Below are 14,975 nucleotides of genomic sequence, written 5' to 3'. Positions count from 1 at the left end.
GCGGGGGTAGGCGCACAACCATCGTCCGCCGCCGTGTGTCGTGCATAGCGGCGGACTGTGGGCACAATTGGTTTCGGCGTCGGACAGCGCGCAACGGATGGGGAGGCAGGGACGACGGTGGCGGAACGGAGCACGGCTGCCGTCGACGTGGCAGACAACAGCGGTGAGCAGCCGCTGACCGCGAAGGCGGACCAGTCCACGGCCGACGGGGTGGCCAAGAACCCGGAGCTGGACACGGACAGCGACCAGGCACAGGGGAGCGGTGGGACGGACGGTTCCGGAAAGAAGGCCTCGCCTCCTGAACTGCACAGCGGTCACAAGCTCGCCAGACGCTACCGGCTGGAGGAGTGCGTCACCCGTCTGGACGGATTCAGCAGTTGGCGTGCGGTCGACGAGAAACTGCGTCGTGCCGTCGGCGTCCACATCCTTCCCGCGGATCACACGCGGGCCCGTTCCGTGCTCGCCGCCGCTCGTGCTTCCGCGCTGCTCGGCGACCCCCGTTTCGTCCAGGTCCTCGACGCCGTCGAGGAGAACGACCTCGTCTACGTCGTGCACGAGTGGCTGCCCGACGCCACCGAGCTGACCACGCTCCTCACGGCAGGCCCGCTGGAGCCGCACGACGCCTACCAGATGGTCAGTCAGATCGCCTCCGCCATGGCCGCCGCACACCGCGAGGGCCTCGCCCACCTCCGGCTCAACCCCAACGCCGTCCTGCGCACCTCCACCGGCCAGTGGCGCATCCGGGGCCTCGCCGTGAACGCCGCGCTGCGCGGCATCAGCTCCGACACCCCGCAGCGCACCGACACCGAGGCGATCGGCGCCCTGCTGTACGCCGCGCTGACCCAGCGATGGCCGTACGAGAATGATGCGTACGGTCTGTCCGGGCTGCCCAAGGACGTCGGGCTCATCGCACCGGACCAGGTGCGGGCCGGTGTTCACCGGGGCCTGTCCGAACTGGCCATGCGTGCCCTCGTCAACGACGGCGCCACCGCTTCCCGCCACGAGGCTCCGTGCACCACGCCGGAGGAGCTGGTGAAGGCGATCGGCGAGATGCCGCGCATCCGCCCGCCGGAGCCGGCGTTCACGGCCCCGCCGGAGTACCAGCGCACGACCTACCAGCAGGGCACGTACGGCCGTCCGGTGCCGCACCCCGGCGTCACCCAGCCCCTCACCACCCCGCCGCCCCCGCTGCAGAGCCGTACCGGCAAGGCGCTGAAGTGGGCGGTCTCCGCCCTTCTCATCGCCGCTCTCGGCCTGGGCAGCTGGCAGTTGGCGGACGCCCTCATGGACCAGGGCGGCAAGTCCGACGACACCAACAAGAGCCAGCAGACCGACGACGGCGACAAGGGCGCCGCGCAGCCCAAGCCGACGCCGATAAGCATCAAGGGCAGTCAGGAATTCGTCGCCAAGGGAGACGCCCAGCATCCCGGCGACGTAGCCAAGACGTACGACGGGAACCCATCGACGTACTGGCGCACCAAGACCTTCAACGAAGGCCCGACCATCGCCCCCTACAAGCCGGGCGTCGGCATCGTCTATGACCTCGGTTCGGCGGAGTCCCTCAGCACGGCCACCATCAGCCTGCGCTACCCCGGCGACCACACCACGGTCGAGCTGTACTCGGCCGACTCGCTGACACCCCCGTCCCTGGACTCGATGCACCAGATCGGCAAGGTCACGACCAGCGGCACCACCGCCACGGTCAAGCTCGGCAAGCCGGTGAAGACCCAGTACGTCCTCGTGTGGCTGACGGCCGTGCCGTACTCCGGTGCGGACCCGAGCGCGTACGCCGGCGCCGGCTACAAGCAGGCCATCGGCGAAGTGAAGTTCACGGGCTGACGTCTCACCCGGACCGGAGGGGGCAGATGGCGGAGGGCGCCGGATACGACGGAGTGAGCGACAAGGAGCTGCTCGCTCGCCACGTGGAAGGCGACTCCGGTGCCTTCGGTGAGATCGTGCGGCGGCATCGTGACCGGCTCTGGGCGGTCGCGCTGCGAACGCTGGGGGACCGCGAGGAGGCCGCCGACGCGGTGCAGGACGCCCTGGTGTCGGCGTACCGGGCTGCCCATACCTTCCGGGGCCAGTCGGCCGTCACGACGTGGCTGCACCGGATCACGGTGAACGCCTGCCTGGACCGTGCCCGCAAGGTGGCCTCGCGGAAGACCTCGCCGGTCGACGACACCGAGCGGCTGGAGCAGCTCCTGGAGCCGCACGAGTCGGCGTCGGCGCCTGCCGAACGCAACGATGTCCACCGCCAGCTCCTGGAAGCTCTCGGCACGCTCCCGCACGACCAGCGGGCTGCCCTGGTCCTCGTCGACATGCAGGGGTATCCCGTGGCCGAAGCCGCCCGGATCCTCGATGTGCCGACGGGCACGGTGAAGAGCCGGTGCGCCCGGGGCAGAGCCCGACTGCTGCCTTTGCTCACCCATCTGCGGCCCGAGGGTTCCGGAAGCGGAAAAGAACCCGGCTCGGGACGGAACCGGGTGCAGGGGACATCCGTCCCACCGGCAACGGAGTCTCCCGGGGAGAGCCCGGAGGACACGGGACCGAGCGATTCAGCCGTAGTGAAGGGCGGAGGTGGGCGAGCGTGACTTCCACGACAGACGCGGCCGGGCACCCGGACATCGCGGAGATCTCCGACCTCACCGAAGGAATGCTTCCTGCGGACCGCGGCGCTGACATACAGCGTCATCTGGAGACGTGCGGACTGTGCGCGGATGTCCGGGCCTCCCTGGAGGAGATCCGGGGGCTGCTGGGGTCCGCGCCGGACGCGGAGCCCATGCCCGCCGACGTGGCCGCTCGGATCGATGCCGCTCTCGCCGCCGAGCCCTTGCCCAGCGGCTCGCGGGTAACCGCCGAAGACCGTGTTTCACGTGAAACATCGACCCCCGCCGACCGCCCCGTCGGCCGCCCGCACGCTACGACCGGACCGGGACGGAAGAAGAGCGGGCGCGGCCGGCGCCGCAGGGCTGTCGTTCTCGGCACGGTACTCACCGCTGCCGTCCTGGGAGCCGGCTCCCTCGTGTTCCAGTCGTTCTCCGGCGGCACATCGACCACGACGGCCCACAGCACGCCCAGCCCGTCCCTGAGTACGTTCTCCGGCACCAGCGTCGAGAGCCAGGTCCGCGATCTGCTCCCCACCAAGAAGGCACCGAAGCGGGGCTACGACAGCCAGCATCCGCGGTCCGGACTCACGGGCGGCGAGAACACCCCGCAGGGCACCGAGAGCGCCAATACGCTGCTTCAGACGGAGATCCCCGTCCCCGACTGCGTCCGCCGGGCGATCCCGAGCGGTGACGAGGCCCTGGCCGCCAAGGCCGGCACCTATGCCGGGAAAAGCGCCTACCTCGTCGTTCTGCCCGACCGCAACGATGGCACACGCGTCACCGTCTATGTCGTCGATGCGGCGTGCATGGGCCGCCAGACCGGCGCCGCCGGCACCGTGCTTCTGAAGCGCTCTTTCGCCCGTCCCTGAGTCCGCTGGAGGCTGCGTCAGTCTCCCCGCCCGGCATGCGTGTGCCCTGACACAGCGGGAATGCGCGCCCCGTAGGATCCGTTGGGTGGGGTGAGAGTCCTGAAAGGGGCTCCCGCCGGTCGACTGACGCAGACCAGAGACGAGGAATCAAGCCGTGAGCGACGTCCGTAACGTGATCATCATCGGCTCCGGGCCCGCAGGCTACACGGCGGCGCTCTACACCGCCCGTGCGTCGCTGAAGCCCTTGGTGTTCGAGGGCGCCGTCACCGCCGGTGGCGCGCTGATGAACACCACCGAGGTCGAGAACTTCCCGGGCTTCCGCGACGGCATCATGGGCCCTGACCTCATGGACAACATGCGGGCGCAGGCCGAGCGCTTCGGCGCCGAGCTCGTTCCGGACGACATCGTCTCCGTCGACCTCACCGGTGAGATCAAGAGCGTCACCGACACCGCAGGAAAGGTCCACCAGGCGAAGGCCGTCATCGTCACCACCGGCTCCCAGCACCGCAAGCTGGGCCTGCCGAACGAGGACGCCCTCTCCGGCCGCGGTGTCTCCTGGTGTGCGACGTGCGACGGCTTCTTCTTCAAGGACCAGGACATCGCCGTGATCGGTGGCGGTGACACCGCGATGGAGGAAGCCACCTTCCTCTCGCGGTTCGCCAAGTCCGTGACGATCGTTCACCGCCGGGACACCCTGCGTGCCTCCAAGGCCATGCAGGAGCGCGCCTTCGGCGACCCGAAGATCAAGTTCGTCTGGGACAGCGAGGTCGCAGAGATCCAGGGTGAGCAGAAGCTGTCCGGTCTGAAGCTGCGCAACGTCAAGACGGGCGAGCTGTCCGAGCTGCCGGTGACCGGTCTGTTCATCGCGATCGGTCACGACCCGCGCACCGAGCTCTTCAAGGGGCAGCTGGACCTGGACGAGGAGGGCTACCTGAAGGTGGCTTCCCCGTCCACCCGCACCAATGTGACCGGTGTCTTCGCCGCCGGTGACGTGGTCGACCACACGTACCGCCAGGCGATCACCGCCGCCGGCACCGGCTGCTCCGCCGCTCTGGACGCCGAGCGCTTCCTCGCCGCCCTCGCGGACGAGGACAAGGCTGAGCCCGAGAAGACCGCCGCCGTCTGACCTTCCCCTTCCCCGCCCCACTGCACGATCGAGTTGAGGAGCCCGCTGTGGCCGACCTGAAGAACGTGACCGACGCTTCCTTCGACGAGGACGTCCTGAAGAGCGACAAGCCCGTCCTGGTGGACTTCTGGGCTGCCTGGTGCGGTCCCTGCCGCCAGATCGCCCCGTCTCTCGAGGCGATCGCCAAGGAGCACGGCGACAAGATCGAGGTCGTCAAGCTGAACATCGACGAGAATCCGGGTACGGCCGCCAAGTACGGCGTCATGTCCATCCCGACCCTGAACGTCTACCAGGGCGGCGAGGTCGTCAAGACCATCGTCGGTGCCAAGCCGAAGGCGGCGATCGAGCGGGACCTCGCCGACTTCATCGCCGAGTGACGTTTCACGTTTCACGTGAAACACGAATGGGCCAACCCCGAAGGGTTGGCCCATTCGCTTGCGCCGGCGCGCTGAGCTACAGCGGCCGGAGCGCGGGTTCCTTCTGGACCGCTCCGAGGAGCCGGTCGAGCGCCATCTCCACATCTTCCTTCCAGGAGAGCGTCGAGCGCAGCTCCAGTCGCAGCCGGGGATGCGTGGGGTGCTGCCGGACGGTCTTGAACCCCACGGCCAGCAGGTGATCTGCCGGAAGCAGACAGGCGGGTTCCTTCCAGCGGGCGTCACCGAAGGCCTCGATCGCCTTGAAGCCCCGGCGCAGCAGATCCTTGGCGACTGTCTGTACCAGTACCCGCCCCAGTCCCTGGCCCTGATAGCCGGGCATAACGAACGCCGTCATCAGCTGCACAGCATCCGGTGAGACAGGGCTCGTGGGGAAGGCCGTCGAACGCGGGACATAGGCCGGAGGGGCATAGAGAACGAAACCCACCGGCGCGTCGTCGACGTACACCACCCGGCCGCACGATCCCCAGTCCAGCAGGACGGCGGAGATCCAGGCCTCCTTCTCCAGCGCCGAGGTGCCCGCCTTTACCGCCGCTTCTCCGCTGACGGGGTCGAGCTCCCAGAAGATGCACGAGCGGCAGCGGTGGGGGAGGTCCTGAAGGTTGTCCAGCGTGAGCGGCACGAGCCGACGCCCCATGAAGGCTGTTCCTCGCTTCCTTCGCCCGCCGCATCTCGAGCGGCTGTCAGAGCACTGCGTTCCCTGAGCAGGCTGCCGACGAATCCGCCGACCGCTCCAAGGCCCAGGGCCGCGCTCACCAGTCCTGTGCGGCTCATCGATCGCATGGCCCCGACTCCCCACTCAGAGGTGCAGATGCTGTCCGGTGGATGCGCCATACCCGTTCGCATCGTATCCACGATGCGAATCGCTCGATACTGCGTCAAAGCAAAGAGCGGGCCGTGTTCCGGTACACACCGGAACACGGCCCGCCTGCTGCCTGCCCGAGCGGGCAGCCGAGGATCAGTCGTCCTGTTCCTCGGTCGCGCTCTGCAGCTCCTGCTGCAGCACCGGCCCCTCACCCGGAGCCAGGGTGCTCAGGATCCGCTGGAGATCGTCCACCGAGGCGAACTCGACGGTGATCTTGCCCTTCTTCTGGCCGAGATCGACCTTCACCCGCGTCTCGAAGCGGTCCGACAGCCGGGTCGCCAGCTCGTTCAGCGCCGGGGAGAGCCGAGAGCCGGCCCGCGGTCCCTTCGGACGCTGGGGCTTCTGGGGCCGCGAGCCCATGAGGGTCACGATCTCCTCGACGGCTCGCACCGACAGCCCCTCGGCCACGATGCGGTGGGCCAGCCGGTCCTGCTCCTCCGAGTCCTCGATGGACAGCAGCGCCCTGGCATGTCCGGCGGAGAGGACACCGGCGGCCACGCGCTTCTGGACGGCCGGCGAGAGCTTCAGCAGACGCAGGGTGTTGGAGACCTGGGGCCGGGAGCGCCCGATCCGGTCGGCCAGCTGGTCGTGCGTGCAGTTGAAGTCCTTCAGCAGCTGGTCGTAGGCGGCCGCCTCCTCCAGCGGGTTCAGCTGCGCGCGGTGCAGGTTCTCCAGCAGCGCGTCCAGGAGGAGCTTCTCGTCCTCCGTGGCCCGGACGATTGCCGGGATGGCCTCCAGACCCGCCTCACGGCAGGCCCGCCACCGGCGCTCGCCCATGATCAGCTCATAGCGCGCGGGCCCCAGCTGCCGTACGACGACGGGCTGCAGGAGACCGACCTCCTTGATGGAGGTGACCAGCTCCTGGAGCGCGTCCTCGTCGAAGACATCACGGGGCTGGCGCGGGTTGGGCGAGATGGCGTCGAGAGGGATCTCGGCGAAGTGCGCGCCCATTGGAGGAGCCGGCATCTCCGCGGCGGGGCTTGCCGGAGACTCCTCGGTTTCCTGTGAAACAGGCGGCAGGGTGGCCACCTTCGCCGCTGCCACCCCGCGGTCGGTCGTCAGCACCGGGACGGCCGCGGGAGAGGCGGGGGCTCCGCCTCCCAGCCCGGCCGGGGCCGGATTCTTCTCGCTCGGGGCAGCCGGGATCAGTGCGCCGAGTCCACGGCCCAGCCCCCTCCGTCGCTCACTCACTGGATCCCCTCCACCATGCTTGGATCGTTCTGGGCGCCGATGTGGGCCTGGCTGGCGTCATAGCTGAGGCCGATGCCCTTCAGCGCGATTTCTCGGGCCGCCTCAAGGTACGAGAGGGCACCACTCGAACCAGGATCGTAGGTCAGCACCGTCTGTCCGTAGCTCGGCGCCTCGGAGATACGGACGGAGCGGGGAATGCTCGTCCGCAGCACCTCGTCGCCGAAGTGGGTGCGCACCTCTTCCGCGACCTGGGAGGCGAGCCGCGTCCGGCCGTCGTACATGGTGAGCAGGATGGTCGACACATGCAGCGTGGGGTTGAGGTGCCCCCGCACCAGGTCGACGTTGCGCAGCAGTTGGCCCAGACCCTCGAGTGCGTAGTACTCGCACTGGATCGGGATGAGGACTTCCTGGCCGGCCACCAGCGCGTTGACCGTCAACAGGCCGAGCGAGGGCGGGCAGTCGATGAGGATGTAGTCCAACGGCTGCTCGTAGGCCTGGATAGCCCGCTGCAGCCGGCTCTCACGGGCAACCAGCGACACCAACTCGATCTCCGCACCGGCGAGATCGATGGTGGCGGGAGCACAGAAGAGCCCTTCCACATCCGGGACCGGCTGGACGACCTCGGCGAGAGGCTTGCTCTCCACCAACACGTCGTAGATGGAAGGAACTTCGGCGTGGTGGTCGATCCCGAGGGCGGTGGATGCGTTGCCCTGCGGGTCGAGGTCGATCACCAGGACACGGCCGCCGTGCAGAGCCAGCGAAGCGGCAAGGTTGACGGTGGTCGTCGTCTTGCCCACGCCGCCCTTCTGGTTGGCGACCACGATGACTCTGGTCTGCTCCGGCCGTGGCAGACCTTCGCCGGCGCGGCCCAGAGCCTCTACCGCCAGTTGGGCCGCACGACCGATCGGAGTGTCGTCCATCGGAGGCGGTGTTTCACGTGAAACATCCGCCCCCATCGACTCGGTACGGGGACCGGGGACCGGATCGGTCATCGGTCCCGCGATGTTGGCGTCGGACCGCAAGGATTCACTCTCCTCGACTTCAGGCTCGCAATGAACAGAGCCTCCCATGCCTTCGGGGTCGTGAACCAGTGAGGCCTGGTGTTCTGTGGAGAAATCCACCTCTGTGGACATCTCCGCGCCCCGAGAGAGGGACGCATCGCGCCGAGGGAGAGGTGGTGTTTCCGGGCAGAGAAGCGAAGGTCCCTGGGAGGCAGACTCCTCTCCCAGGGAACCGAGGGGCTTGCGGTCGCGAGGTTCGGCCGCAGCGCGGCCTCGACTGATGATCCCGTGCAGCAGTGAGCGACGTTTCACGTGAAACACGATGCACAGCGACGGCGACCTGGCCTCTGCGACACTCCGACCTGCGTAGGTTTGGCACCTTGTGTGGAGTACGTCTCCTCGTCAGAAGGGGCCGGGAACGCCTCCGCTTCTGATCAGCGGCGACGACGCGTCCGGCCCGTCCGGGCGGCCTTGGCACGCTTGGCCGCGAACCGCACACCGCCCGGGCTCTCCCCGACCTCGACCCGCACCACCGTGGACATCGGGTCCACGATGCCCTCACCCACATGCAGGATCGACGTCTCCACCGCGCCGAGCTTGCTCAGCGCGGTGGCCGCGGCCTTCAGCTCCTCCTCCGCGGTGTCTCCCTTCAGCGCCAGCATCTCGCCGTAAGGACGCAGCAGCGGAATGCCCCAGGCCGCCAGCCGGTCCAGCGGGGCCACGGCCCGGGCGGTCACCACATGGACCGGCGGCAGCTTGCCCAGGACCTCCTCCGCACGGCCCCGTACCACGGTGACGTGGTCCAGGCCGAGCAGCTCGACGACCTCGGTGAGGAAGTTGGTACGGCGCAGCAGCGGCTCCAGCAGCGTGATGTTCAGGTCGTCCCGGACCAGGGCCAGCGGGATACCCGGCAGTCCGGCACCGGAGCCGACATCGCAGACCGTCACTCCCTCGGGGACGGCCTCGGAGAGCACCGCGCAGTTCAGCAGGTGCCGCTCCCACAGCCGGGGAACTTCCCGCGGCCCGATCAGGCCACGCTGCACGCCCGCCTCGGCGAGCAGCTCCGCGTAGCGGACCGCATCGGCGAAGCGATCACCAAACACTTCCCGCGCCTGCTCGGGCACGGGGGGAAGCTCCGCTGCCTCCGTCACGGGGACCGTCCTTCCGTACAGCGCCGGCGCTTCGCGCACCGACCACCAGAACTACCAGGCTGACAAAGTTCGGCCCCGTCTGCTGAACAGACGGGGCCGGTGAAACGTGGGGGCCGATCAGGCCGGCAGCACGACGACGAACCGCTGCGGCTCCTCGCCCTCGGACTCGCTGCGCAGTCCGGCGGCCTTGACCGCGTCGTGCACGACCTTGCGCTCGAACGGGGTCATCGGCTTGAGCTGGACGGGCTCGCCCGTGTTCTTCGCCTCGGCAGCAGCCTTGGCGCCGATCTCGGACAGCTCGGCCCGCTTCCTGGCCCGGTAACCCGCGATGTCGAGCATCAGCCGGCTGCGGTCGCCGGTCTCCCGGTGCACCGCCAGGCGCGTCAGCTCCTGCAGCGCCTCCAGCACCTCGCCGTCCCGGCCGACCAGCTTCTGCAGGTCACGGCTGCCGGTGTCGCTGATGATCGACACGGAGGCGCGGTCGGCCTCGACGTCCATGTCGATGTCGCCGTCGAGGTCGGCGATGTCCAGCAGACCCTCCAGGTAGTCCGCCGCGATCTCACCCTCCTGCTCCAGGCGGGTCAGGGCGTCTGCACCGTCGGCAGCGGCGGAGGTGGTGCCTTCCGTCACGGGATGGGCTCCTTCTTACTTCTTGGACGGGGACTTGGGCCGCTGCGGACCACCCTTGCGCTGGCCGGACTGGGCCTTGCTGCGGGTGCCGGAGCCGGGCTTCGGGGCCTGCTGGGCCGCGGCGGGCTTGCTGTCCTGCGGCTCGTCGGACTTCTCCAGCGAGGTGGACCCGCCTGCCTGCTTGGCCGCGCCGGACTGGCGCTGGGACTTGGACTGGCGCTTGGGCTGCTGGCGCCGGGCAGCAGCGGCTCCCGCTCCGGTGCCGGCGTCCGAGGGGGCCTCCGCACCGTCCGCGGTCTGCGTCGCGGCCTGCGCCGTGCTCTTCACCACGCTGCCGTCGGCCTGCGCGGCGAGGCCGGCCTTGTTCAGGGCGTTGATGAACTTGCGCTCGAACTCGTTGCGGTCGCGGCCCTTGGCGACGATCGCCTTGACGATGGTCTTCTCGCTGCGGCGACGGATCTTGCCGTGTTGCGTGACGTGCTTGGTCAGGCGCTCCAAGTAGGCGGCCTGCGCCTTGGAACCCGGGGTCGGGTTGTTGTGGATGACGTACATCTGCTGGCCCATGGTCCACACGTTGGTGGTCAGCCAGTAGACGAGGACACCGACCGGGAAGTTGATGCCGAAGACGGCGAACATGACCGGGAAGACGTACATCAGCATCTTCTGCTGCTGCATGAACGGCGTCTTCACCGTCGTGTCGACGTTCTTCGTCATCAGCTGGCGCTGCGTGTAGAACTGCGAGGCCGACATCAGAATGATCATGAGCGCGGTGACGACCCGCACGTCGGTGACCGTGGCGCCCAGGGCATGGACGGTGGCGCTGCCGTCCTTGAACTTCGCGGCGAGCGGCGCCCCGAAGATGTGCGCCTTACGCGCGCTGGCCAGCAGCGAGTCGTTGATGACGCCGATGGTCTTGCCCGAGGCGATGCCGTTGAGCACGTGGTACAGGGCGAAGAAGAACGGGGACTGCGCCAGGATGGGAAGGCACGAGGAGAGCGGGTTGGTGCCCGTCTCCTTGTACAGCTTCATCATCTCTTCGGACTGACGCTGTTTGTCGTTCTTGTAGCGCTCCTGGATCTTCTTCATCTCCGGCTGGAGCGTCTGCATGGCCCGCGTCGACTTGATCTGCTTCACGAAGAGCGGGATCAGGCAGATACGGATCAGGATCACCAGGGACACGATCGACAGGCCCCAGGCCCACCCGGTGTCGGGGCCGAAGATGGCGCCGTACATCTTGTGGAACTGGACGATGACCCATGACACGGGTGTCGTGATGAAGCTGAAGAGGCTGGCAATCGTGTCCACTAATCATGCTCCTTGGGCATGGGACGAGGTCTCTGCGGCCGGGCTCGGAGGAAGCTCGGAAGCAGGGCTTCCGGACTCCGTTCCGGTGGCCGGTTCGGCGGCGGAGGGCCCCGCCTTGCGTGCGCGCCAAGCGTTGCGCAGCATTTCGTGCCACCGCGGACGCTTGCGCGGCGGGACGTGGTCCACACCACCCAGCGACCACGGATTGCACCGGAGGATGCGCCAGGCGGTGAGTGCCGTTCCCTTGATGGCACCGTGCCGGTCGATGGCCGTGTAGCCGTAGTGGGAGCACGACGGGTAGTACTTGCACACCGGCCCCAGCAGTGGACTGATCGTCCACTGGTACAACTTGATCAGAGCCAGCAGTGGGTACTTCATCGCGCGCCCCCTCCCAGCAGCCGCTGTAGGGCGGCATCCAGGTCTCGGGCCAGCTGTGCGTGGTCCGCGCCGCCCGCCTCGGGCAGCGCTCGTACGACTACCAGGCTACCGGGGGGGAAAAGGGCGACTCGGTCACGCATCAGATGACGCAGTCTGCGCTTCACTTTGTTGCGCACGACCGCGCCACCCACGGCCTTGCTCACGACGAAACCCGCACGCGTCGGGGGAGCGCTCTCCCCAGGCGCGTGCGGGTCCGTGGCACCGCTACGAAGGTGGACGACGAGAGTCGGGCGGCCTGCCCGGCGTCCTCGTCGAACCGCGGTCGCGAAGTCCTCGCGCCGCCTCAGCCGGTTCTCGGTGGGCAGCACGACGTCATGACCTGATCGGGATCAGGCGGACAGACGGGCGCGACCCTTGCTGCGGCGGGACGCGAGAATCGCGCGGCCGGCACGGGTGCGCATACGCAGCCGGAAGCCGTGGGTCTTCGCGCGACGACGGTTGTTCGGCTGGAAGGTGCGCTTGCTCACTCGGGGGCTCCAGAAAGAAATCGGTAGTTGCGGGGTGCCGTCTTGGCTGTCACCGTGCGCCCACGAGTAGCTCGCGTCACGCCCGAGTGCACCGCTTCCCGATCACCTGACGTGACCTGTGCCCATCGGAGGCAGGCGGCAGCAGCCATCGACAACTCGACCTGGTTACGGTACGCGGGGCTGCGGCATCCGGTCAAACCGGGGGTCACGGAGAGACACTATCCACAGGCTGGGGACAACAACTTGAACCGTACCCGCCGCGCTGACTACCGTGGCTGAACTCCGATTCGTTCTTTTGTCCCCCGCCCCGGCGGGTTTGACCCACCGACCACCCGAAGTACCCCCCCGACCCGTCCTGCGATCACACGTTCGTGGGACCTGTGAGAGAGCGTGCCCTGTGGCTGACGTACCCGCCGATCTTGCCGCAGTGTGGCCGCGAGTACTGGAGCAGCTCCTCGGAGAAGGCCGCGGACAGGGTGTCGAGGCGAAGGACGAGCACTGGATCCGGCGCTGCCAGCCGCTCGCGCTGGTCGCGGACACCGCCCTGCTCGCCGTACCGAACGAATTCGCGAAGGGCGTACTGGAGGGCCGTCTCGCGCCGATCGTCAGCGAGACGCTGAGCCGCGAGTGCGGCCGCCCCATCCGGATCGCGATCACCGTGGACGACTCCGCGGGTGAGCCGCCGGCTCCCGCGGCGCCGGTGCAGCAGCCGCCCAAACCGCGCTACGAAGAGCCGGAGCTGCCGTCCGGCCCGTCCTACGAGGAGCGGTCGTACGACGGGTACGGCCGCCACCGCGCCGCCGATCCCTCGCCGGCCGAGCAGCAGTCCCGCGACCAGCTCCCCGTCGTCCGCCCGGCGTACCCCTCCGAGTACCAGCGCCGCGAGCCCGGCGCCTGGCCGCGGCCCACGCAGGACGAGTACAGCTGGCAGCAGCCGCGGCTCGGCTTCCCCGAGCGTGACCCGTACGCGTCGCCGTCGTCCCAGGACGCCTACGGCTCCGGCCCCGACGGCTACGGTCCGCCGTCCCCGGACTACCGCTCACCGGGCATGGACCGGCCGTCGTACGAGCAGCAGCGCGCTGAGTACGACGCCCCGCGCGCCGACTACGACGCGGGGCGCGGGGACTACGACTCCGCGCGCCCCGAGTACGAGCCCCCACGCACCGAGTACGACCAGCGCGACCCGGTCCGCCGCGAGCTGCCCGAGCAGCCGGCCGGCGGCGGCCCCGCCCACCGCGGTGGCCCCGGCCGTCCCGACCTGCCCGCCACCGGTGCACCCGGTCCGCTGGCCGCGCAGCCCGCGCCGGCGAGCGGGCCCGGCGAGCCGACCGCGCGGCTGAACCCGAAGTACCTGTTCGACACGTTCGTCATCGGCGCCTCCAACCGGTTCGCGCACGCGGCCGCGGTGGCCGTCGCCGAGGCGCCGGCGAAGGCGTACAACCCCCTGTTCATCTACGGCGAGTCGGGGCTCGGCAAGACGCATCTGCTGCACGCCATCGGGCACTACGCGCGCAGTCTGTACCCGGGCACGCGCGTGCGGTACGTCAGCTCCGAGGAGTTCACCAACGAGTTCATCAACTCCATCCGCGACGGCAAGGGCGACAGCTTCCGCAAGCGCTACCGCGAGATGGACATCCTGCTCGTCGACGACATCCAGTTCCTCGCGGACAAGGAGTCGACGCAGGAGGAGTTCTTCCACACCTTCAACACCCTCCACAACGCCAACAAGCAGATCGTGCTGTCCAGCGACCGGCCGCCCAAGCAGCTGGTCACGCTGGAGGACCGGCTGCGGAACCGCTTCGAGTGGGGGCTGATCACCGACGTCCAGCCGCCCGAGCTGGAGACCCGCATCGCGATCCTGCGCAAGAAGGCGGTGCAGGAGCAGCTCAACGCCCCGCCGGAGGTGCTGGAGTTCATCGCCTCCCGGATCTCGCGGAACATCCGTGAGCTGGAGGGCGCGCTGATCCGGGTGACGGCGTTCGCCTCCCTCAACCGGCAGCCGGTGGACCTCGGGCTGACCGAGATCGTCCTGAAGGACCTGATCCCCGGCGGCGAGGACTCCGCCCCCGAGATCACAGCCACCGCGATCATGGCGGCCACCGCCGACTACTTCGGGCTGACGGTGGAAGACCTGTGCGGCACCTCGCGCGGGCGCGCGCTGGTCACCGCGCGGCAGATCGCCATGTACCTGTGCCGGGAACTGACCGATCTGTCGCTGCCGAAGATCGGGGCGCAGTTCGGGGGGCGGGACCACACGACCGTCATGCACGCCGATCGCAAGATCCGGGCGCTGATGGCCGAGCGGCGCTCGATCTACAACCAGGTGACCGAGCTGACGAACCGCATCAAGAACGGCTGACCAGGCGGCCGACGGACGGCTGCCGCCGGCCTGGCCGGGGCTGAGGGCGCCTTCGGGACACGTGCTCCCGGGGCGCCCTTCGGCATGCGGGGCTGCCGACACGTCCGGTGTCCTTGTGGGCGCCCTGTGCTGTGGCCGGGCGGAGGCCGGGGCGCCTGCCGGCGCCGGCACTCCTGCCGCCGCGGCCACCCGTGCCGCCCCAGCGGTACGGCGGTCAGCGGGCCAGGAGCGTTGCTCGGGCGTCTCCCTGTGTTCGATTAACTGCCTGGTTACGGCCACACTCCACAGATTCGCCGACTTTCTTCCGTCCACACGCTGGGGACTGCCGAGTTGTCCCGAGCGGCGTCCACAGGACGGCTGTTCGTGGGGGATTCACCCAGGTCAGACCCCTGTGGAATCGTGGACGAGCGATCTCCACAGACTGTGGACAGAGCGGAGATCCACAGGCTGTGCACGAGGTTTTCCACCGGCGGCCCACAGGCTGGGACCGGTTGTCCCCAGTGATCTCGGGCTTCTCCACATGGCTGTCCACT

Annotated in this window: 15 protein-coding genes; 6 read left to right on the top strand and 9 right to left on the bottom strand. The window is 68.9% G+C overall.

Annotated features, from left to right (window positions below; genetic code table 11):
• The first annotated feature begins 117 nt into the window (after positions 1-117).
• The 5 genes from ACGFZN_RS09930 (at position 118) to trxA (ending at position 4,978) form a co-directional block, all read left to right on the top strand.
• On the top strand, positions 118-1,839 hold the full coding sequence (locus tag ACGFZN_RS09930; protein WP_393857961.1) for a protein kinase family protein: 1,722 nt from the start codon (positions 118-120) through the stop codon (positions 1,837-1,839).
• Positions 1,840-1,865: 26 nt separating this feature from the next.
• Positions 1,866-2,591 (top strand): RNA polymerase sigma factor SigM, encoded by a 726-nt coding sequence (gene sigM, locus ACGFZN_RS09925; RefSeq protein ID WP_393857960.1) that lies wholly within the window; start codon positions 1,866-1,868, stop codon positions 2,589-2,591.
• A 188-nt stretch (positions 2,592-2,779) separates the two neighbouring features.
• The gene (locus ACGFZN_RS09920) at positions 2,780-3,475 is read left to right on the top strand and encodes a hypothetical protein (protein WP_393857959.1); all 696 of its coding nucleotides are present in this window, start codon (positions 2,780-2,782) and stop codon (positions 3,473-3,475) included.
• 154 nt (positions 3,476-3,629) lie between these two features.
• Complete coding sequence (gene trxB / locus ACGFZN_RS09915) at positions 3,630-4,601, top strand: thioredoxin-disulfide reductase (protein WP_393857958.1); 972 nt, start codon at positions 3,630-3,632, stop codon at positions 4,599-4,601.
• A 47-nt stretch (positions 4,602-4,648) separates the two neighbouring features.
• Positions 4,649-4,978 (top strand): thioredoxin, encoded by a 330-nt coding sequence (trxA, locus tag ACGFZN_RS09910; protein ID WP_330338908.1) that lies wholly within the window; start codon positions 4,649-4,651, stop codon positions 4,976-4,978.
• A gap of 76 nt (positions 4,979-5,054) precedes the next feature.
• On the opposite strand, the gene ACGFZN_RS09905 is transcribed toward trxA, so the two are convergent.
• The 9 genes from ACGFZN_RS09905 to rpmH all read right to left on the bottom strand — a co-directional run bounded on the left by ACGFZN_RS09905 (position 5,055) and on the right by rpmH (position 12,083).
• The gene (locus ACGFZN_RS09905; RefSeq protein ID WP_393857957.1) at positions 5,055-5,672 is read right to left on the bottom strand and encodes a GNAT family N-acetyltransferase; all 618 of its coding nucleotides are present in this window, start codon (positions 5,670-5,672) and stop codon (positions 5,055-5,057) included.
• 321 nt (positions 5,673-5,993) lie between these two features.
• Positions 5,994-7,091, bottom strand: a complete 1,098-nt coding sequence (locus ACGFZN_RS09900) for a ParB/RepB/Spo0J family partition protein (protein ID WP_393857956.1) — start codon at positions 7,089-7,091, stop codon at positions 5,994-5,996.
• Positions 7,088-8,161 (bottom strand): ParA family protein, encoded by a 1,074-nt coding sequence (locus ACGFZN_RS09895; RefSeq protein WP_393858116.1) that lies wholly within the window; start codon positions 8,159-8,161, stop codon positions 7,088-7,090. Before ACGFZN_RS09895 ends, ACGFZN_RS09900 begins: the two co-directional genes overlap by 4 nt.
• Before the next feature lie 365 nt (positions 8,162-8,526).
• The gene (gene rsmG, locus ACGFZN_RS09890; protein ID WP_393857955.1) at positions 8,527-9,243 is read right to left on the bottom strand and encodes a 16S rRNA (guanine(527)-N(7))-methyltransferase RsmG; all 717 of its coding nucleotides are present in this window, start codon (positions 9,241-9,243) and stop codon (positions 8,527-8,529) included.
• 117 nt (positions 9,244-9,360) lie between these two features.
• Complete coding sequence (locus ACGFZN_RS09885; RefSeq protein ID WP_393857954.1) at positions 9,361-9,873, bottom strand: protein jag; 513 nt, start codon at positions 9,871-9,873, stop codon at positions 9,361-9,363.
• A 15-nt stretch (positions 9,874-9,888) separates the two neighbouring features.
• The gene (yidC, locus tag ACGFZN_RS09880; protein ID WP_393857953.1) at positions 9,889-11,178 is read right to left on the bottom strand and encodes a membrane protein insertase YidC; all 1,290 of its coding nucleotides are present in this window, start codon (positions 11,176-11,178) and stop codon (positions 9,889-9,891) included.
• 3 nt (positions 11,179-11,181) lie between these two features.
• Entirely contained in the window at positions 11,182-11,556 is a 375-nt protein-coding gene (gene yidD / locus ACGFZN_RS09875) for a membrane protein insertion efficiency factor YidD (RefSeq protein WP_330338902.1), read from the bottom strand.
• Positions 11,553-11,924 (bottom strand): ribonuclease P protein component, encoded by a 372-nt coding sequence (gene rnpA, locus ACGFZN_RS09870; protein ID WP_330338901.1) that lies wholly within the window; start codon positions 11,922-11,924, stop codon positions 11,553-11,555. The genes yidD and rnpA overlap by 4 nt, the downstream gene beginning before the upstream one ends.
• A 21-nt stretch (positions 11,925-11,945) precedes the next feature.
• On the bottom strand, positions 11,946-12,083 hold the full coding sequence (gene rpmH, locus ACGFZN_RS09865) for a 50S ribosomal protein L34 (RefSeq protein ID WP_003956500.1): 138 nt from the start codon (positions 12,081-12,083) through the stop codon (positions 11,946-11,948).
• A 397-nt stretch (positions 12,084-12,480) separates the two neighbouring features.
• Between rpmH and dnaA the strand changes: the two genes are divergently transcribed.
• Positions 12,481-14,442: a chromosomal replication initiator protein DnaA gene (gene dnaA, locus ACGFZN_RS09860; protein WP_393857952.1), complete on the top strand. Its 1,962-nt coding sequence runs from the start codon at positions 12,481-12,483 to the stop codon at positions 14,440-14,442.
• The last annotated feature ends 533 nt before the right edge of the window (positions 14,443-14,975 follow it).

It is taken from the genome of Streptomyces sp. NPDC048192 (assembly GCF_043202415.1).
Lineage (GTDB): Bacteria > Actinomycetota > Actinomycetes > Streptomycetales > Streptomycetaceae > Streptomyces.
The sequence above is the reverse complement of the archived record's forward strand: the minus strand, read 5'-3'. Positions and strand labels throughout refer to the sequence as shown.